The sequence below is a fragment of the Roseibium sp. M-1 genome (genome assembly GCF_054515675.1).
Map to the genome: position 1 here is coordinate 2938635 of NZ_CM137257.1, position 20165 is coordinate 2958799.

Genomic DNA, 20165 nt, shown 5'->3' on the forward strand with positions numbered 1-20165 from the left:
TTCCAACTTTCGTCATTGACCTAGTCTTGCCACAGTTCAGGCTCTTATCCGCTAAATGCTGACGCTTTATCACCATCCGTTCTCGCCATCGTCCAGGTTCATCCGTCTCATCCTGAGCGAATACGGTGCTGCCTTCGAGGAGCACATCGTGAACCCCTGGGAGCGGCCGCAGGCGCTCCTGATGCTGAACGCCGCCGGCACGGTGCCGGTGATGGTGGAAAACGAAGGTCCGGCCATCTGCGGTCCGGGTCCGATCATGGAGTATCTGGACGAGACCCGCGGCTATGCCGTCGCAGACCGGAGGTTGATGCCGGACCATCCGGACGCCCGCGCGGAAACGCGCCGCCTTGTCGAATGGAGCCTCGGCAAGTTCGACCAGGAGGTCATCGGCCATCTGGTGCGCGAGCGTATCTACAAGCAGATCATGCCGAAATCGACTGGAGGCGGGGAACCGGACTCGGCCGCGCTGCGCGTTGCCCGCGCCAATATCCACCATCATCTGAAATACTTCGGCTATCTGGTCGTCTCCCGCCGCTGGGTCGCCGGCGACCGTCTGACCTTCGCCGATTTTGCCCTTGCCGCCGCCCTCTCCTGCGCCGATTATCTGGGCGAAGTGCCGTGGAGCGCGGAAGAAGACATCCGGGGCTGGTATGCGCGCGTCAAATCGCGCCCGTCCATGCGTCCGCTCCTCGGTGAAAAGGTGCTGGGCATGCCGCCCGCACAGACCTATGCGGATCTGGATTTTTAACGGTACCTCTTGGAGCCCAAGACACAAAAGCTGCTGACTGCCTTTGAGGAAAAGGCGCGTGCGCTCGGTTTCGACGGTATCAAGATTGCCGCCGCCGGCAGCATTCCGTCCGCCGGCGGACGCTTGCAGGTCTTTCTGGACAAGGGTTACCACGGCACCATGGACTGGATGGCCGAGACGGTGGAAAGGCGTTCGTCGCCCGAAGGCCTGTGGCCCGAAGTCCGCTCGGTCATCATGCTGGCCATGAATTACGGGCCAGATGACGCGCCGGAGCATCATCCACTCGCCCATCTGAAGGACGGAACCCTTGGCGGCATCTCCGTCTATGCGCGTCACCGGGATTATCACGACATCATCAAGGGCCGGCTGAAGGAGCTGGCGAGTTTCCTGATCAAACGCGCGGGCGGCGATGTGAAGGTGTTCGTCGACACGGCCCCGGTGATGGAAAAACCGCTGGGAGAGGCCGCCGGTCTCGGCTGGCAGGGCAAGCACACCAATCTGGTCTCGCGCGAACTCGGGTCCTGGTTTTTCCTGGGGTCGATCTTCACGACACTGGAGTTGCCGCCAAGCGGCGCGGAACACGACCATTGCGGCTCCTGCCGCGCTTGTCTCGACGCCTGCCCGACCGATGCCTTTCCGGCGCCCTATCAACTGGATGCAAGGCGCTGCATTTCCTACCTGACGATCGAGCATCCCGGCCTCGTTCCGTCGGAGTTCCGCCAGGCGATCGGCAACCGCATCTATGGCTGCGACGATTGCCTGGCCGCCTGCCCCTGGAACAAGTTCGCGCAAGCCGCCAGCGAGGCAAAGCTTGTTGCGCGCAAAGACCTGATCAACCCGCCGCTTGCCGACCTCCTCACCCTGGACGATGCCGCCTTCCGGAAACTCTTTGCCGGGTCTCCCGTCAAGCGCATCGGACGGGGACGGTTCCTGCGCAACGTCCTGATCGCCGCCGGAAATTCCGGCGCGCCGGAGCTGCTGGACCGGGTAAAGACGTTGCTTTCCGATCCGGAGCCCGTCGTCCGCGGCACGGCCGTGTGGGCGTTTCGCCAGCTGTCCGGGCTGGAAGAGTTCCACTCCCGCAGGTCGCTTGCATTGGCGCAGGAGACCGACGGCAGCGTCCTGCAGGAGTGGCAGGCCTGACACGGCTCAGGATCTCATTTCCCGATTCGACGTTGTCATGAGTTTGGTTCATAGTCATGGACTGGCCACAGATGTCCACCTATATCGGGACCGACCCTATTTCAGCAGGTCGATACCGATGATCCGATTTGGAGCCAAGACATTGTTTTCGCAGCCTCACTCCCCGTCTTTCCCTACTCCAGCCAGGACACGTGCCAGGCTGTTTTTCCTCAGCACCGCCCTGGCGCTCGTTTCCGGCAGCGCCTTTGCACAGGACACCGGCGAAACCGCCTTTGAGGCCTATGTCGACGGACTGGAGGCTCTGGGGTTCCAGATCGAAACCGGCTCGGTCGATTATAACGAGGGCAATGACACGCTGACCGTCTCCGACATCGAGATGACCTTCAGCGGCACCATCGAGGATTTTCCCGCAGACGATCCGGGAGAAAGCGCTGCAAATGACGGATCGGGTGACGGATCCAGCGACGGGGCAACGCAGGCCGAGCCACCGAAACTGACGGATCTCGACTATGCGTTCACCTTCTCCAGCGGCACCATGACCGTCACCGGCCTTTCACATGAGGACGGGGATTTCGAAGCCGCCAGCTGGACCTATTCGGACGACGCGCAGATCGTGGTCACCGGCTCGGCTGAAGGCAAGGGCCGGATGAAAATCGACGGCCGCCTCAAGGGCATCCTTGCCGCGAATTACAGCTTCACCATGCCGGAAATCCCGGAGGAAGACCCGGCGCACCAGGTGAGCCGCTGGCTGCCCTTCGCCAGGGCGTTGGTCCTTACCTCCTATGACGAGGTCAAGGTCGACAATTTTGGCCTGACCTTCGAAGCCTATGCAGAGACGGACGGCAAGGAAGCGCTGGTTGTCTCCGGTACCTCGCAAATCGACGGTTACCGCATGGCGGATGTCGAAGACGGTCATGTGGGCGAATACACGATCGACAGCATGACGCAGAACATCAATTCCATCGATCCCGCATCGGGCCGGATGGTTGCGCAACGGACCAGCCAGGGCAAAACCGTCTATTCGGACATGGATATGGGGGCGATGCTCGATCTTTTCGATCCGGAGGTGCCGGAATCGAATGAGGCCATCGTGGCGCTCGGCTCGGCCTCCGCGATCGACTATTCGTCCACGCAGGACCTGGGCGACGGGGCCATGCTTGAGGTCACCGTCAACAAGGTCTCCATGGACGAGATGACGGTCCTCAAGCGAGACTTCGACTTTCTCGCACTGTTCGACGATGTTCTCGCCAAAAAGGAACCCACCCCCGAGGAGCTGATCACAGGCGTGTTCCAGCTCTACCGGTCCCTGGGTGTCGCCGATGCCCGGGTCAGCGGCATCAAGGTCGGCGTTCCCGCCATCGGTCCGCAGGAGCCGGTCGAAATCACCATAGATGAAATGGCGATGACCGGTATCAGCTCCGACGGCATCGGCGAGATGATGATTGTCGGCCTGGAAGCGCCGGACCTGCCGGAGGGTGCCTCCCTCAAACTCGACTGGGGCGCGATCGGCGATATCGAGTTCGCCGACTATACGCCCATGCGTGCCATGATCTCGACGCTGATGGCCGACCCCAGTTTTGGCGAGGACAATCCGCTCGACGTCGCCCGTGCCTTCATGCCGCTTTCCTTCGGCTATGAGATCGAAGGTCTCGACGTGACCATTCCGGAAAAGGGCCGCACCCAGATCGGCAAGGCGGAGATGACGGTTTCCACCACCGTCTCGCCCGTGCCGACCAGCTTCCACATGAAGAGCGAAGGCCTGCGGATGCCGGTGAGTGCCATCGAGGATCCGGAGATCGAAGCCCTGCTGGCGGCAATCGGCCTGGAAGAAATCGTGGTGTCGGACGAGACCCGGCTCTATTGGGACGAAGCCACTTTGGACCTGCGCCTGGAACGCATGATGGTGGATATCGAAGGCCTCGGCCGGGCGGAACTCACCGCACATCTGGCCAATGTTCCGAAGGGCCTCTTTGAGGACCCGGAGAACCAGGGCCAGATGGCGCTGGTTGTCGCCCAGTTCGTCGATGCCTCCCTGACCTTCAAGGACGCAGGCCTTGCCGCCAAGGGCCTCGCCCATGTCGCCGAAGCCCAGGGCATTCCGGAAAACGTCTTCCGGGAAGCACTGGTGGCGCAGGCCGTGCAGATGACCGCACCGATCCAGAACGAAGCCTTCACCAGCATGGTGAACGAGGCGGCTTCCAAGTTCCTGCAAAATCCGGGTGAACTGAAGATCACCCTGACCCCGCAAAAGCCGGTGCCGCTGGCGCAGATCCTCGGCTCGATGGCCGCCCCGCAGACCCTGCCGGACCTGCTGGCAGTGAAGGTTGTTGCGAACTGAGGCTCAGGGCTTCGAAGAAAAAAGGGGCGGTCAGTGGTTCAGCCCTAAATGTAAATGTGGGTGCATAGTTTAACTTCAACCCGAACCCCTTGGTCTCACAGGACTTTCGGGGTTCGGGCATCCTTTATTACAAACTGTAGCATGCAAAAAATGCTACTTCCCCTTTATCACCGTTTAGGATCGGAACCGTCCGTCGACAGATTTTTCTTCGGATCCTCATCGATCGCTTCACTCCCAGTCGATCCTCCTGACGCATAAAACCAAGACCAGTATTTGTTACCCTTTCGCCGGGAAGAACCCCGCACCTAAGCATGCAGAAACGCCTTCGCCCCATCCTCGCGACGCCGCGTTTCAATCTTCGCATTGATCATGGAAACAGCCGCATCATGCCCTTATGTCTTTTCGACACAGTAACTTTGTCGCCTTCGTCTGAATGCAACGATTAGCTAATGAACGCATCGTTCGCCGACTAAGGAACGTTCATGACAACTCCTCCCTTGTCGAGTACGGCCGCCGTATTGGGTTCATAGATCAAATAATCCATTAACCTGAGCGGGTCTGTCGAGGCGCCACCCAAGTCAGGCATCTTCACGAGATGTCCTTGGTGGTCTTGCGACCCGACGTTCGGTGTTAAATTTCCACGTCGTAGCTTTTCACGTTCATCATCCCGTTCGGGCTTATTTTGCCTTTCCTGATACCACTCTTCCTAAAATCGTCCCGTTCGGTACCTTTCTCTGCAACAGATATAGAAGTGTGATAAAATCATCCCGAAAGGGATGATTATGAGTATCGTCAAAGATCAAAATCAGCTCGGACAACTCATCCGCACCGAGCGAAAGCGCCAGAGGCTCACGCAAGAACAGCTTGCGGGACTATCCGGTGTTGGTGTGCGTTTTGTCCGGGAATTGGAGCACGGCAAGGAAGGCTGTCACATCGGGCTTGCTTTTACCGTGATGCAAACGCTTGGCTTGTCGGTCCGCGTGACAGGCCGAGGGAGTGATGCATGAGCCGAGCCCTGGATGTCTATTTGCGGGAAGAGAAAATCGGCCTCCTTGAACAGGACGAGAGCGGCCAACTTTCCTTTGCCTATGCCCCTGATTATCTCGCCGAAGGCAAGGTCGCCATTTCCGTTTCCATGCCGCTCCGCGAGGAAGCGTTTGCTGACGCAGTAGCGCGCCCATTCTTTTCAGGACTGCTGCCCGATGAGCGCGCACGCCAGCGCCTTACTTCCGCACTTGGTGTCTCCCGTGAAAATGCCTTCGGGCTTCTGGAGATCATCGGTGGGGAATGTGCGGGAGCACTCTCCCTTCTACCGCAAGGCCGGAGTTTGCCTGTATTCAATCCTTGCGAGATAGTACAGCTTGATGAAAAACAACTCGTCAAAGTTCTTGACCTCTTGCGGCTACGTCCGCTTCTGGGCGGTGAAGAAGGCGTGCGCATGTCCCTTGCAGGAGCGCAGGACAAGCTGGCTGTGTGTGTGCAGGAAGGTCAAATCTCGCTACAGAAAGACGGCGGGCCGACAACTCATATCCTAAAGCCCTTTATCGAGGGGTTGGACGGAACAGTCGAAAACGAGCTGTTCTGCATGATGCTGGCTGGGCGGATGGGATTGGATGCGCCATCCGTTTCGAAATCCTCGGCAGGGAAAACCGATTTTATCCTTGTGGAGCGCTATGACCGCCACGTTGAAAAGGACGGCTCGATCAGGAAGCTCCATCAGGAAGATTTCTGTCAGGCGCTCGGCGTGCCGCCTGAACTCAAATATGAAGAGGAAGGCGGACCGGGCGTTTCCCACTCTCAGGCGCTGATACAGGAATGCACGCAGCGTCCGGCAGCGGATCGGCTGACCTTCCAGAGAATGCTGATCTTCCATTACCTCGTCGGCAATGCCGATGCACATGCCAAAAACTACGCGCTTCTTTACCGGAATGGTACGCCCGATCTTGCGCCGGTCTATGATGTCGTCTGCACTGCCGCTTATCCGCGTCTTGCAAAGAAGATGGCCATGCAGATCGGCGGGCGTTCGCTGCCAGATACGATCCTTCTAGAACACTGGCTCACCCTTGTACCGACCACGAAAGCCGCACAACAACTACTGGTCAGAGAGCTTGCCCATATGGCCGGAGAAATCGGGAAAAAGGCAGATACCTTGCTGGAGGAACTGGAAGAAAGCGGCGTCTATCACCCTATCCTGAATACAGTGCGCCGGATAATCGGAACGCGCGCGAAGCTGGTTTTAAGTGCCGTGGAGATGGCATCATATTGAATAATACCTTCTGCGCAGCAGTAAATCAGCCGCTGCCCGGCGATTTCTGCCTCGGTGCAATCAAGCGACAGATCGCGTCATAATCGATGTAGAGTTGCAGGCGTTCTCGGATATCGCCGAATAAGCTCTCTTCGTAGGATCGTACATATAACCGCTTCGAATGCCGTCCCTCGCCTCATATGATTGAGCCGAGGGACATTGTATTTTCACCCACAACGAGGTTAGGGCTGTGGTCAGAGATCGCCCCAGTCATTTTCCGCTGCTCTACTCCGCCGCGTGCCGCTGTTCCGCGGAGCCGATCCTCGCCGCGCAGAACTTGAATTCGGGGATCTTGCCGAACGGGTCCAGTTGCGGGTTGGTGAGAAAATTGGCCGGGGCTTCCGAGAAGCAGAACGGGATGAAGAGCATGCCCTGCGAGACGTCGCGATCGGCCCGGAGCGTCAGTGTGATTGCTCCCCGCCGGGTTTCCACGCGCACCTGCTGGCCGACATCGAAGCCCGAGCGCTCGATGTCACGCGGGTTCATGGAGACGACCGCTTCCGGCTCGATGGCATCGAGCACCGCCGCCCGCCGCGTCATGGCGCCGGTGTGCCAGTGCTCCAGCATGCGGCCGGTCGTCAGCACCAGCGGGAAATCGTCGTCGGGCAATTCGTCCGGCGGCACGAGGTCCGTCGGCACGATGCGGCCGCGGCCATCGCTTGTCGGGAAGGACTGGCCGAACAGGATCTCGTTGCCCGGCTTGTCGGGAGCGTCTGCCGGATAGGTGACAGTGCCCTCACGCTCCAGCCGCTCCCAGGAGATGTTCTTGAGGGAGTTCATGTGCGAGCACATTTCCTCATAGATCGCCGGCACCCCGTCATAGGTCCAGTTCAGGCCCAGACGGTTAGCGAACTGGATGAGGATCTGCCAGTCGGCACGCGCTTCACCCGGCATCGGCACGCAAGGACGGCCGATCTGAACCTGGCGGTTGGTGTTGGTGTAGGTGCCGAGCTTTTCCGCATGGGCGGAAGCAGGCAGGATCACGTCCGCATGCCAGGCGGTTTCGGTCAGGAAGATGTCCTGAACGACAAGGTGCTTGAGGCTCGCCAGCGCCTTGCGGGCATGGTTCTGGTCCGGGTCGGACATGGCAGGGTTTTCGCCCTGGACGAACATCGCCTCGATGCCGCCGTCCAGAATATCGTCCATGATCTCGACGACCGTCAGGCCGCGCACCGGATCGAGCGTCCGGCCCCAGGCATCCTCGTATTCGGCGCGAATGTCCGGGTTCTCGACCGAGCGGTAGTCCGGAAACACCATCGGGATGAGACCGGCGTCGGACGCGCCCTGCACGTTGTTCTGCCCGCGAAGCGGATGCAGGCCCGTTCCCGGCCGGCCGATCTGACCGGTGGTGAGCGCCATGGCGATGAGGCAGCGGACATTGTCGGTACCGTGCACATGCTGCGACACGCCCATACCCCAGAAGATGATCGACTTCTGACTGGTGGCATAGAGCCTTGCCACTTCACGCAGGGTTTGCGCATCGATGCCGCAGACCGGCTCCATCGCTTCCGGCGTGAAGTCGACGATCTTTTGCTTCAGCGCCTCAAAGCCGTCGACATGGGCCGCAATATACTGGCTGTCGTAGAGCTCCTCGGTGATGATCACGTTGAGGATGGCGTTCAGCATGGCGACGTCGGTGCCCGGCTTGAACTTGAGGCCGTATTCGGCGTAGCGCATCAGGTCCTGGCCGCGCGGATCCATGACGATCAGCTTGGTGCCTTTCTTGGCCGCCTGCTTGATATAGGTCGCCGCGACCGGATGGTTCTGCGCCGGCCGGGCGCCGATGACGATCATGCAGTCGGCATCTTCCGCCGCATTGAAGGGCGCCGTCACCGCGCCGGAGCCGATGCCTTCCATGAGCGCCGCAACGGACGAAGCGTGGCAGAGCCGGGTGCAATGGTCGACATTGTTGGTCTGGAAGCCCTGGCGGATCAGCTTCTGGAAAAGATAGGCCTCTTCGTTGGAGCCCTTGGCGGAGCCGAAGCCGGCAATGCCGCGGCCGCCCTTGGCGTCATAGACGGCCTTCAGGCCGCCCGCCGCACGGTCGAGCGCTTCTTCCCAGGTGGCTTCGCGGAAATAGTCGAGATGGTTGCCAAGCGTCATGGCGATATCGCCGCGCTTGGGTGCATCGTCGCGGCGGATCAGCGGCTTTGTCAGGCGCTCAGGGCTGGAGACATAGTCGAAGCCGAAGCGCCCCTTGACGCAGAGCCGGTTCTCGTTGGCGGGTCCGTCGCGTCCCTCGACGGAAACGATCTTGCCGTCCTTCACCGAAACGGAGGTCAGGCAGCCGACGCCGCAGAAGGGGCAGACGCTGTCGACGGTTTCCTCGGCAAAGACCTCGCGCTTGCTGGCACTGGCATCCAGGAGGCTCTTTTCCATCAGCGCCCCGGTCGGGCAAGCGGAGACGCATTCACCGCAGGCAACGCAGGTGGAAAGGCCCATCGGGTCGGCAAGGTCGAAGACCGGCACCGTGTGAGAGCCGCGGTCGGCCATGCCGATGACGTCGTTCACCTGCACTTCGCGGCAGGCGCGTTCGCACAGGTTACAGGCGATGCAGGCGTCGAGGTTGACCGCAATCGCCGGATGGGAAATGTCCTGTGCAGGCTTGGCGCAGGGTGCAAAGCGGCTCGAGGAGACGCCGATCCGGTCAGACCATTTCCAGAAATCGCTCTCAGGGTCCGGATGGTGGTCGCGGGAAGGCTGGTCGGAGGCAAGCAGCTCGAACACCATCTCGCGGGCCTTGGAAGCGCGCTCCGTGGCGGTTTTCACCACCATGCCTTCGGACGGGGTACGGATACAGGAAGCGGCAAGCACGCGCTCACCTTCGATATCGACCATGCAGGCGCGGCAGTTGCCGTCGGAGCGGTAGCCCGGCGCATCCTTGTGGCAGAGATGCGGAATGGCGACGCCTTCGCGCTTGGCCACCTGCCAGATGGTTTCGTCCTTGCCGGCCGTGACCGTCTTGCCGTCGAGGGAAAAGGTGACCTGGCTCATTTGGAGAACTCCTCCGGGAAGAATTTCAGCACAGAGGCAACCGGGTTGCTGGCAGCCTGGCCGAGACCGCAGATGGAAGCGGAGCGCATCACCGCATCGAGATCGCCGATCTTGGTCGCGTCCCAGTCGCCTTCGGCGAGCAGATGCGCCATCTTTTCCGTGCCGGAGCGGCAGGGTGTGCACTGGCCGCAGCTCTCGTGTTCAAAAAAGCGCATCAGGTTCAGCGCCGCGTCGCGCATGTCATCCTGGTCCGAGAAAACGACGATGGCGTGGCTGCCGATGAAGCAGCCGTGTTTGTCGAGCGTGCCGAAGTCGAGCGGCTCGTCGGCAAGCGACGCCGGCAGAATGCCGCCAGAAGCCCCGCCCGGCAGATAGCCCTTGAAGACATGCCCGTCTTCCATGCCACCGCAGAATTCTTCAAGAAGCTCGTTCATGGTGATGCCGGCAGGTGCCAGTTTGACCCCCGGCTCCTTCACCCGGCCGGAGACCGAGAAGGAGCGGAAGCCCTTCTTGTCGCGCCGGCCCTGGGACGCGAACCATTCCGGGCCCTTCTCGACGATGTCGCGGATCCAGAACAGCGTCTCGACATTGTGGTTCAGCGTCGGACGGCCGAAGAGGCCGACCTGGGCAATGAAGGGCGGCCGGTGGCGCGGCAAGCCGCGCTTGCCCTCGATCGATTCGATCATCGCGCTCTCTTCGCCGCAGATGTAGGCGCCTGCGCCGCGGCGCAGCTCGATGTCGATTGTCGTGATGATGCCGGTGTTCCGCAGCGCGGCGATTTCCTTGCGCAGGATCTCAAGCACCGCCGGATATTCGTCGCGCATGTAAAGATAGATGCGGTCGGCGGAAATGGCATGGGCGGCGATCAGCGCGCCTTCCAGCAGCCGGTGCGGATCGCGCTCCAGGTGATAGCGGTCCTTGAAAGTGCCGGGTTCGCCCTCATCGCCGTTGATGGTGAGGTATTTCGGGCCCGGCAGGTCGTTGACGATCTTCCACTTGGTTCCGGTCGGAAACCCGGCGCCGCCAAGACCGCGCAGGCCTGCTTCAAGCGCCTTGTCGGCAATGGCCGCCGCGTCCAGTTCGCCGGCGCGCACGCGGTCCAGAAGCTTGTAACCGCCTTCAGCGCGGTAAGCCTCCAGTGCCGTATAGGCTGGCATGTCGGGGTCGGTTTTGCCTTCAAAGAGGGCCGCACGGACAGAGACTTCGCTGGCATTGTCGATGGCGCGCTTGCCGACCTGGACGGCCGGAGCCCCGGCACAGCGGCCGATACAGGGCACCTTCTGGATCCTGACCTTTGCCGGATCGACGCCGGTTTCGAGCACCGCCGCCAGCGCGTCGGCGCCTTTCAAGGAGCAGGCGATGCTGTCGCAGACGCGGACGGTCAATGCAGCAGGCCGTGCCTCGCTTTCGCGCACGATGTCGAAATGGTGATAGAAGCTGGCGACCTCATAGACTTCCGCCTGCGACAGCCGCATTTCATCCGCAAGCGCGCGCAAGTGCCGCGCCTCGAGGCAGCCATAGGCATCCTGGATCTTGTGCAGATGCTCGATGAGCAGGTCCCGGCGCCGTGGCTCCTCCCCCAGGAGGTCGCGAACTTCGCCCAGAGCCGTGTCTTCCACCTGGCGCCCTTTTGGCTGGGAAGGCTTGCGTGACAGCCCCTTGCCGAAAGACATTGGTTTTCCTCCCAATCTTTTGAGAGCGCTATGGATTTCGCGTCCGCGCTCTCTCGTCCTTTTGCATCTTTCCTTGCAGTCCAGCTTCGGCGAAGCAGTGCCGGAGATGCAGTCTGGGCCGGATGGTAGCCGCGCGTCTGCATCCTGTCTGTTTGAAAAACGACAAACGGAACGTCAATGGGGACGCTTTGAGGACGGTGGCACCGTCTCCGGTCAGGCGGTCAGATGCGAGAAGGCGGCGACGACACGCTCATAGACCGGGCGCTTGAAAGGCACGATCAGCTCCGGCAAGCGGGCGGCATCCTCCCAGCGCCAGGAGCTGAATTCGGCCGTGTGGCCGTCCGGCGGCGTCAGAATGTCGATCTCGTCTTCCGGACCGTCAAACCGGTAGGCGACCCAGCGCTGTGCCTGGCCGCGATACTTGCCCTTGCGCGACGCACGCACGATTTCTTCCGGATAGTCGTAGGCGAACCATTCCGGAGCTTCCTCCAGAAGCGTGACGGACCTGATGGAGGTTTCCTCGTAAAGCTCCCGCCGGGCGGCGCTTTCCGGCGTCTCGCCCTTGTCGATCCCGCCTTGCGGCATCTGCCACGAATACTCGTATTGGGAAGACTGAATGCCGTCGTCGCGGCTGCCGATCCAGACCTGGCCATCCTTGTTGATCAGCATGATACCGACGCACGGGCGATAGGGTAGTCCTGCCGAGGGCACCGGGAAACCCGGCCCGAGTTCAAGCTTCGTCACGACAACACCTTAACTCAATACTTGAAAATTACCGGTCGATCGTGGCGCTGATGGGCACCAGCTGCAGACCGCGCTCTTCCAGATCCTGTACCCATTTTTCAAGCTGGCGTACAGTCACCGGCAAGGCAGATCCTGCGGCCACGGCCACACCGCGGGCGCGGGCGACACTTTCCAGCTGCAGCAGCTTGGCATTGATATCGTCCTCACGCGGGATTTCGTCCAGCACCACATCGACGCCGCTGAAGGGAATGCGCTTGTCCGCTGCGACTTCGTGTGCGATCGAGCGCGAGGAAGTGCCGTTGTCGGCGAACATCAGGCCACGGGATTTCAGCTTCTCCAGCAAGAATTCCATGGAGGGCTTCGTGGAGGTGAACCTTGCCCCCATTTCCGGGATCACGCCGACATAGTTGGTGGCGCGCGTCAGGAGATAACCGATGCGGTCGACCATCTCGGCCGGCCTCAGGCTGACGAGGAGCGTGTGCGGGCCCGGATCGTTGTCGGGAAAGTCGAACGGCTCCAGCGGCATCTGCAGGAGCAGCTCATGCCCCTTCGTGCGCGCCTGCTGCATCCACAGATCCAGGCCTTCGCCATAGGGCGCCAGCGCAAACGTGACTTCCGGCGGCAGACTGCTGATCGCGTTCTGGGTTCCGGTCTCGCTGAGACCGAGACCGTTTACGATCACGGCGATCTTCGGGATCGAGGTGAACTGGCTGACGATCGGCCGGGAATAGGCGTCGAGCGGCCGCACCCCTGCATCGCTGATCTTGGGCAGGAAGCCGTAATCCGAGCGTTCGCTGACACGGCTGTCCGGATTGATGGAAAGGCTGGTAACGGGAGCTTCGGGACCCAGGCCGTCGGGACGCATCACCGTCTCGTAACGTGGCCCGAGCAGATCGCGGCTGCTTTCCGGGCGCAGGTTCGGTCCGAGATCGCCATTGATGCCGGGACGGATCTCCACGACTTCGATGTCCTGCGAGGTCACGCCTTCGACGATGGCGTCGAGCGGCAACACGGCGACAGGCTCCCCGCCGAGCGGATCGTCCACCACCATGATCCAGACCAGTGCGGTCGTTAGGATGACGCAGAGAATGCCGACCCCGATAAGACCGAACGGCAGCTTGATCAGCCGCCGTTTTCCCATACCTAGAGGGGCTGTGAGATCTTCGCTCGACATACCGTCCTGAGCCTTTGAACCGGCAGCTGCCGGTGGGAGTGTTTTTAATATACGCAGAACGAATACGGAGAGAAGCGCGCCGGGTTCCGGCGCGCTTCGAATGCTTAGTTCTTGACCGCCGCGCTGTCGGAGACCGGCGGGAAGGCGCTGTTGACCTGGGTGCCGCGCAGAAGGTCGAGCGCCAGGTTCAGCTGGGTGTCTTCCTTCGGATCAGCCGGCACATAGGCCTGGCTGCCGCTTTCCTCTTCGCCTTCACCGTTTTCCAGGTGGCCGCGCAGACCGGCTTCGCCCTTGGTATCGACCCGGCCAACCAGCTCTTCCGGCAGGTTCTGCAGGGATTCGATATCCGGCACGATGCCCTTGGCCTGGATGGAGGTGCCGGACGGCGTGTAGTAGCGGGCCGTCGTCAGACGGATCGCGCCGTTGGCTCCAAGCGGAATGATGGTCTGGACCGACCCCTTGCCGAAGGACCGCGTGCCGAGAATGGTCGCGCGGCGATGATCCTGCAGCGCGCCGGCCACGATTTCGGATGCGGAGGCAGAGCCGCCGTTGACCAGCACGATGACCGGCTTGCCGTTGGTCAGGTCGCCGGCACGGGCGTTGTAACGCTGGGTTTCATCGGCTTCACGTCCGCGGGTCGAGACGATTTCGCCGCGATCGAGGAAGGCGTCGGAAACGGCAATCGCCTGATCCAGCAGACCGCCCGGGTTGTTGCGCAGGTCGACGATGAAGCCCTTGAGCTTGTCGGCGCCGATTTCAGCGGACATTTCCTCGATGCCATCCTTCAGGCCGTCGAAGGTCTGTTCATTGAACTGGGTGACGCGGATATAGCCGACATCGTCTTCCTCACGCCAGCGCACCGAACGGATACGGATGATGTCGCGTGTGATGGTGATGTCGAACGGCTCGACGCGACCCTTGCGGCGGACCGTCACGACAATGTCGGTGTTGACCGGGCCGCGCATCTTTTCAACGGCTTCGTTGAGGGTCAGTCCCTGGACCTGCTCGCCATCGATATAGGTGATGTAGTCGCCCGCCATGACGCCGGCCTTGGCGGCCGGGGTGTCGTCGATCGGGGAGACAACCTTGACGAGGCCTTCTTCCATGGTGACCTCGATGCCGAGGCCGCCGAATTCGCCACGGGTCTGCACCTGCATGTCACGGAAGCTTTTCGGAGACATGTAGCTGGAATGCGGATCCAGCGACGTCAGCATGCCGTTGATGGCGCTTTCGATCAGCTGGGCATCGTCCGGCACTTCAACATAGTCCGACCGAACGCGCTCGAACACGTCACCGAAGAGGTTGAGTTGCCGGTATGTATCCGTTGCCGCGGCATTGGCTGCCACGGAAACGTTGATCGGCATCTGGGACAGAGTCGTGATCGCTGCTGCACCCATGAGCGCGCCCACCAGCAGCAAGGAAGCTTTCCGTATCATCCGCGAGCCTTTTCTTCTTCTGTGCGTGCCCACCAGGGAGTGGGGTCGACCGCACGGCCGTCTTTCCGAAATTCAACATAAAGGATCGGCTGGGTCGAGCCCAAACCGAACGTCGACGCACTTGCCCACTGGGTTGCGCCCATCACACCGACCGGTTCCCCGGTCAAAACAAACTGTCCCAACTCTGCATCGATCCTGTCCATTCCGGCCAGCAGCACATGGTAGCCGTCGCCGGTATTGAGGATCAAGAGCTGTCCGAACGAGCGGAACGGCCCTGAATACACCACCCAGCCGTCCGCGGGCGAGGTGACATTAGAGCCCGGCCTTGTGGCGATAGATTGTCCTTCCGTCACAGAGCCGAATTCGTCGTCCTGGCCAAAGTCCTTCAACAACGTACCGGCGACCGGTTGCGGCAGCTGGCCCTTGGCTTCCTCGAAGGTTATGGCCGGCGCCAGACGCCCGGGATCAGAGAACGGATCAAACTTGCGCGAAGGGTTCTTCCTGGCGTCAAGAGATGCCTGGCGCGACTTTTCGGCCGCGTCCCGGGCGCTGTCGATTTCCGCTTCCAGCGTCGCGATCAGTTCCTGCAGCGAGCCGGCCTTCGACGCCAGCTCCTCGGCCCGGTCCTTCTCGTCCTGAAGGTCTTTGACCGATTTCTGATGTTCCTGCCTTTTTGCGCTGAGAAGAAGCTCCAGCCGCGACTTTTCCTCAGCCAATCGCATCGCATCGCCTCGAAGGCGGTTTTTTTCCTCCGCGATCACCGTCTTCAGCCGCTGCAATTCCTCAAGGTCGGCGGCGAGAGCCTCGGTTTCCACCTTCAGCTCGGGCATCACCGCGTTCAGGAGAATCGCACTGCGTACCGCCGACAGGGCATCGCTGGGGCGTACGGCAAGGGCCGGCGGCGGACGGCGGCCGATTCGCTGCAGGGCTCCCAGCACCTCGGAGAGAATGTCCCGGCGCGAGATCAGCGACAGACGCACGGCATCCTCGTTCTCGCCAAGCGCGCGCAGGCGGCGCTCGGTATCGCTCAGCTGCGTTTCCAGCCCCTTGATCGTGTCCGAGGTGCTGATGATCTTGGCATTCAGCGTTTCACGGTCCCGGTCGAGGGCGCGGATCTCGCGGGCGATTGCGGCCTGGCGGTCGGTCGATACCTCGATATCTCGCGAGAGCGACGCCAGTTCCTGTTCGCGCTCCTTCTTGCGTTCGATCGCGGCGCTGACTTCCGGCGACAGTTCAGGCTTTGCCTGAACCGTCTCGTCGACGCTCTCGGTGGCATAGGTCTGCAGCGGGAGGAGAAGAGCGGTCGCAGCCAGTCCGCTCAAGAGCGGGCGCAACAGTTTCCGCCTCTCAAGTCCAGAATACGCTGTCCTGACGCGACCCGGGTTCAACCTGCCTAAGCTCCCAAAAGGTTATCTTTTCAGCGATACACAGTCAGCGTTAACGAACCGTTTACCATAAAGCGTCCGGAGGACGTTCCCCCGGAAGAGTTGCTTTATCGTCTTCAAAACGATCGACTTTTCGGAAAATCAACCGGAACCGGTTGCCCCCCTGCCGATCATCCGCACCGGTGCGTCGACGCCTGCTCCCACCGTCTATCGCGTAACCTTTGATCCGGTAATCGTCGACCCCTACGCGCCGAATGCGGCGAGATACAGGCAGGTACGCCTTTTTCCGCCGATCCAAACGTTAATTTTTGGTTAGGGTGTCCGCGGCGCCACACTATCAAGGAGCACTGCGGTGCCTTCCTCACCCGAAATGCCGGTAGACAAGATCGCTGGAGGCATTGCGCGGGGCATCCGGGTCAAGTCTTGCACCCAATCGTTCAGCGACGCTGATCGAGCGGTGATTGTCCGGATCGATATAGCTCACGAGCGTCGGCAGGCGGCGCACATCCCGTCCCCAGTCCCGTAGCGCCTTCGCTGCCTCGAACGCATATCCCCTGCCCTCGGCTTCCTCGTAGACGAACCAGCCGATCTCGTATTCGGGAAAGAGCGGTCCGTGGTTGATGCCGACCTGGCCGACACAGGCGCCGTTCACCCGGTCCTCGATCATCAACGCCCCGTGGCCGCCAAGATGCCAAAGAGCAATGTCGTGGCAGAAAATGCCCCAGGCGGCGAATTGCGCATGCGGCCCGTCCATAAAGCGGGCCCGCTCGGACGCCATCAGCCTTTCATAGGCAGGCCAGTCGTCCATGGTCATCGGGCGCAGCACGAGCCGTTCGGTTTCGAGGGTCGGAATCACCTGTTTCTCCCAATATCATTTTCTTATTTGAAGAAACCTCGCGCCGGGACCGGCGGAAGGGTCGAAATCTCATAGGCTCAAAACAATGGCATTCTACCGAAGGGCTTTCGGTGGAACGCATGAGGATGGGTTCGGTCACACCCTGTGATAGGGATGTCCGGACTGGATGGTCATGGCCCGGTAGATCTGTTCCGCCAGCAGGATGCGGGCGATCTGATGTGGCCAGGTCATGGCGCCGAGCGCAAGCTTCAGGTCGGCACGCGCCAGCGCCTCGGGTCCGTGCCCGTCGGGACCACCGATGGCAAAGACAACCTCCGGCACGCCCTTGTCCTTCCAGCGCTCAAGCTGACCGGAAAAGGCGGGACTGGTCAGGTGACGGCCGTTCTCGTCGAGCACGACCAGGCGGGCACCGCCGGCCAGTGCCTGGAGCAGCGTCCGGGCTTCCTCGGCCTTGCGGTCGTCCGGCCGCGGAGCGCGGCTTTCCGGCATTTCGTGAAGATTGACCCCGGTAATACCAAGGCCCTTGCCCGTCTTGCGGGCCCGGTCGAGGTAGCGGTCGAAAAGATCCTTGTCCGCACCGGCCTTCATCTTGCCAATGCAGGAAAGCGTAAAGCGCATAAAACCCCGCCGGATCCTTATCCGGTGAAATATCTGCCGATACCTGCCGTCCGGCGGCCGAGGCCCGTTGTCTGAGGCCTCAATGCCGGTTCAGCCGATATAATGCGGTGCAGGTTCCTCTTCGGGCGCCCACATCTTTTCCAGATTGTAGAAGCCGCGAACTTCCGGACGGAAGATGTGAACAATCACATCGCCCGCGTCGATGAGCACCCAATCGCAGACGCTGAGGCCTTCGACCGTTGCCGATCCGGCACCGGCTGTCTTCAGGTCCCTCAGCAAATGGTCCGCAATCGCACCCACATGACGATGGGAGCGCCCGGACACGATTACCATGTAATCGGCCAGCGAACTCTTGCCTGAGATTTCGAGAGTAACCACGTCCTCAGCTTTGGAATCGTCAAGACTGGTGAGGACCGCATCGAGGAGGTCTGCCGTGAGGTCTGCGCCTCCGGTAGCCTGCATAGGAGAGGACAGGTTCGTCCGCTCACTTTCAAAGGTCATGGTCAGGTGTTGTGCCTTTCGCCGTGTATGCCGTCCTGTGCCCAACGTCGTCACGAACTGAACCGTTCGATTTCGCACGTCACCCGTTTTGGATACAGAACCGGTTGACCGTACCTCGGCCGCGCTCGTCGCGACCGTCTTAATAATACCGCTTCCCGTTTGGCATTTTCAAGACAAGCCGGGTTTCTTGGGAAATCCTGTCTTTACCCTGTTGTTAATTCGCCGCAGGTCAGTGGACGATGTCCGGTCCAGCGGCGTGTGCAAAAACGTCCAAACGGGCGCTTCGATATCGGGCAAAAGCGCCGCGTCTTCTTCCGGAAGCCTATATTTTTCAAACGCTTTCGCCATGGGTGCCGACAGCGTCGAGAGCGAGGCTCCGGGCCGGTCGACAATGGCGACCGGGACCGAGCCGACAATGGCGCGCCAATCCTGCCAGCGGTGGAAGCCGGCTAAATTGTCAGCCCCCATGACCCAAACGAATCGCACTGACGGGCGCATCGCCTTCAGCGCGACCAGCGTCCTGGCCGTATAGGGCGTGCCCAGAACCTGTTCGAACGCCGTCACCTTCATGCGCGGATGATCCGCCAGGGCGGCGGTCATGTGCAGGCGCATTTCCAGCGGCGCCAGATCCGAATGGCTCTTGAGCGGATTTCCGGGCGTCACCAGCCACCAGACCTGATCGAGCCCGAGCCGCTTCAGGACCGTCGCTGCCACCAGCCGATGCCCCGAATGGGGCGGGTTGAAGGAGCCGCCGAAGATGCCGATCCGGTTGCCGGCTTCAGAGTGGGGCAGCTTCAGCCAGTCCCGGTCCAGCCCGGCGCCAAGACTCAATGGGCTCATGCCGTCAATCTCATGCGATCATGCTCTTCGGACAGGCTCAGGGACGCGTCTGGCCGGTGCCGTGCACCTTGTACTTGAAGCTGGTCAGCTGCTCGACGCCCACCGGTCCGCGCGCATGCATGCGGCCGGTGGCAATGCCGATCTCCGCCCCCATGCCGAACTCGCCGCCATCGGCGAACTGGGTCGAGGCATTGTGCAGGACGATCGCAGAATCCACTTCGCTCTGGAACCGGTCCGCAACCGCCTGGTCTTCCGTCAGGATGCAGTCCGTATGGTTAGAGCCGTAAGTGGCGATATGGTCCATCGCCGCGTCCAGATCCTTCACCACCTTCACCGACAGGATCTTGTCGAGATATTCGGTCGACCAGTCGTCCTCGCTTGCCGGAACGATGTTCTCGCAGATTTCGCGCACGACGGCGTCGCCGCGGATCTCGCAGCCCTTGTCCTGCAGCGCCTTGACGATGACCGGCATGTGCGAATGGACGACGGCTTCATGCACCAGCAGCGTTTCCAGCGCACCGCAAATGCCGGTGCGGCGCAGCTTGGAATTGACGACGATTTCGATAGATTTTTCCAGGTCTGCCGCCTTGTCGACGAAGATATGCACGAGGCCTTCCAGATGAGCGAAGACCGGTACACGGGCTTCGGTCTGCACCCGCTCGACCAGGCTGCGGCCGCCGCGCGGCACGATGACATCGAGATTGCCGCCAAGTCCGCGCAGCATCTCGCCGACGGCGGTACGGTCGGTCACCGGCACGATCTGGATTGCGTCCTCCGGCAAGCCGGCTGCGATGAGCCCGGTCTGCAAGGCGGCATGAATAGCGCGGTTGGAATGAATGGTGTCGGAACCACCGCGCAGGACCACCGCATTGCCGGCCTTCAGGCACAGCGCGCCGGCATCCGCCGTCACATTGGGCCGGCTTTCATAGATGACGCCGATGATACCGAGCGGCGTGCGAACGCGCTCGATCTTCAGGCCGTTCGGCCGGTCCCAGGCGGCCATCACGCTGCCGACGGGATCATCGAGGGCGACGATATCCTCAAGCGCCCGGGCAATCGCCTCGATGCGTTCGTCGGTGAGCGTGCCGCGGTCGAGAAAGGCGGCGGTCTGGCCGTTCGCCTTCATCGCCTCAACGTCCCTGGCATTGCCCGCCAGGATTTCCGGCGTTGCCGCGCGCACGGCCTTGGCCATCTCGGTAAGGGCCCGGTTCTTCTGCTCTGCTGGGGCGATGGCGAGGATCCGGCCGGCGGCACGGGCGCGCTGCCCGATCTCAGCCATCAGGTCCACGGTCGTCTTTGCCTCGACAACGTCCAGCATAGTCAGCAACTCCTCACTTGCGGCCTTAAACCGCGCTTTACTTCAGCTTTTTAGCCCGTTCCGTCCAAAAAGACACCCTCAAGATCGACGCC

The 20165-nt window shown here is 61.3% G+C and carries 16 protein-coding genes and 1 pseudogene; 5 read left to right on the top strand and 12 right to left on the bottom strand.

Going from position 1 to position 20165, the window contains the following annotated elements:
* The first annotated feature begins 55 nt into the window (after window positions 1-55).
* The 3 genes from ACX3M4_RS13205 to ACX3M4_RS13215 all read left to right on the top strand — a co-directional run bounded on the left by ACX3M4_RS13205 (window position 56) and on the right by ACX3M4_RS13215 (window position 4229).
* Window positions 56-748, top strand: a complete 693-nt coding sequence (locus ACX3M4_RS13205) for a glutathione S-transferase family protein (protein ID WP_459359013.1) — start codon at window positions 56-58, stop codon at window positions 746-748.
* A gap of 9 nt (window positions 749-757) precedes the next feature.
* Entirely contained in the window at window positions 758-1891 is a 1134-nt protein-coding gene (gene queG / locus ACX3M4_RS13210) for a tRNA epoxyqueuosine(34) reductase QueG (RefSeq protein WP_459359014.1), read from the top strand.
* Window positions 1892-2033: 142 nt separating this feature from the next.
* The gene (locus ACX3M4_RS13215) at window positions 2034-4229 is read left to right on the top strand and encodes a hypothetical protein (RefSeq protein WP_459359015.1); all 2196 of its coding nucleotides are present in this window, start codon (window positions 2034-2036) and stop codon (window positions 4227-4229) included.
* A gap of 469 nt (window positions 4230-4698) precedes the next feature.
* Here the strand turns inward: ACX3M4_RS13215 and ACX3M4_RS13220 are convergent.
* Window positions 4699-4851: pseudogene (locus ACX3M4_RS13220) on the bottom strand (GSU2403 family nucleotidyltransferase fold protein); the annotation flags it as partial.
* Window positions 4852-5011: 160 nt separating this feature from the next.
* On the opposite strand from ACX3M4_RS13220, the gene ACX3M4_RS13225 reads away from it, so the two are divergent.
* Entirely contained in the window at window positions 5012-5236 is a 225-nt protein-coding gene (locus ACX3M4_RS13225; RefSeq protein ID WP_459359016.1) for a helix-turn-helix domain-containing protein, read from the top strand.
* Window positions 5233-6495, top strand: a complete 1263-nt coding sequence (locus ACX3M4_RS13230; RefSeq protein WP_459359017.1) for a HipA domain-containing protein — start codon at window positions 5233-5235, stop codon at window positions 6493-6495. Before ACX3M4_RS13225 ends, ACX3M4_RS13230 begins: the two co-directional genes overlap by 4 nt.
* A gap of 264 nt (window positions 6496-6759) precedes the next feature.
* Here ACX3M4_RS13230 and fdhF read toward each other — a convergent pair whose 3' ends face one another.
* The 11 genes from fdhF to ACX3M4_RS13285 form a co-directional block, all read right to left on the bottom strand.
* Window positions 6760-9528: a formate dehydrogenase subunit alpha gene (gene fdhF / locus ACX3M4_RS13235; protein WP_459359018.1), complete on the bottom strand. Its 2769-nt coding sequence runs from the start codon at window positions 9526-9528 to the stop codon at window positions 6760-6762.
* Window positions 9525-11201: an NAD(P)H-dependent oxidoreductase subunit E gene (locus ACX3M4_RS13240; RefSeq protein ID WP_459359019.1), complete on the bottom strand. Its 1677-nt coding sequence runs from the start codon at window positions 11199-11201 to the stop codon at window positions 9525-9527. Before ACX3M4_RS13240 ends, fdhF begins: the two co-directional genes overlap by 4 nt.
* A gap of 213 nt (window positions 11202-11414) precedes the next feature.
* A complete protein-coding gene (locus ACX3M4_RS13245) occupies window positions 11415-11945 on the bottom strand; it encodes an RNA pyrophosphohydrolase (protein ID WP_459359020.1) in 531 nt (176 codons plus the stop codon).
* A gap of 28 nt (window positions 11946-11973) precedes the next feature.
* Complete coding sequence (locus ACX3M4_RS13250; RefSeq protein ID WP_459359021.1) at window positions 11974-13119, bottom strand: divergent polysaccharide deacetylase family protein; 1146 nt, start codon at window positions 13117-13119, stop codon at window positions 11974-11976.
* Window positions 13120-13223: 104 nt separating this feature from the next.
* Complete coding sequence (locus ACX3M4_RS13255; RefSeq protein ID WP_459359022.1) at window positions 13224-14555, bottom strand: S41 family peptidase; 1332 nt, start codon at window positions 14553-14555, stop codon at window positions 13224-13226.
* Entirely contained in the window at window positions 14552-15889 is a 1338-nt protein-coding gene (locus ACX3M4_RS13260; protein WP_459359023.1) for a murein hydrolase activator EnvC family protein, read from the bottom strand. Before ACX3M4_RS13260 ends, ACX3M4_RS13255 begins: the two co-directional genes overlap by 4 nt.
* Window positions 15890-16301: 412 nt before the next feature.
* Entirely contained in the window at window positions 16302-16796 is a 495-nt protein-coding gene (locus ACX3M4_RS13265; RefSeq protein ID WP_459359024.1) for a GNAT family N-acetyltransferase, read from the bottom strand.
* Between the two features lie 135 nt (window positions 16797-16931).
* On the bottom strand, window positions 16932-17414 hold the full coding sequence (gene rlmH / locus ACX3M4_RS13270) for a 23S rRNA (pseudouridine(1915)-N(3))-methyltransferase RlmH (RefSeq protein WP_459359025.1): 483 nt from the start codon (window positions 17412-17414) through the stop codon (window positions 16932-16934).
* A gap of 90 nt (window positions 17415-17504) precedes the next feature.
* The gene (gene rsfS, locus ACX3M4_RS13275; RefSeq protein WP_459359026.1) at window positions 17505-17915 is read right to left on the bottom strand and encodes a ribosome silencing factor; all 411 of its coding nucleotides are present in this window, start codon (window positions 17913-17915) and stop codon (window positions 17505-17507) included.
* A 168-nt stretch (window positions 17916-18083) separates the two neighbouring features.
* Window positions 18084-18755, bottom strand: a complete 672-nt coding sequence (locus tag ACX3M4_RS13280; protein WP_459359027.1) for a nicotinate-nucleotide adenylyltransferase — start codon at window positions 18753-18755, stop codon at window positions 18084-18086.
* Window positions 18756-18792: 37 nt separating this feature from the next.
* Complete coding sequence (locus ACX3M4_RS13285) at window positions 18793-20073, bottom strand: glutamate-5-semialdehyde dehydrogenase (RefSeq protein WP_459359028.1); 1281 nt, start codon at window positions 20071-20073, stop codon at window positions 18793-18795.
* Window positions 20074-20165 lie beyond the last annotated feature (92 nt).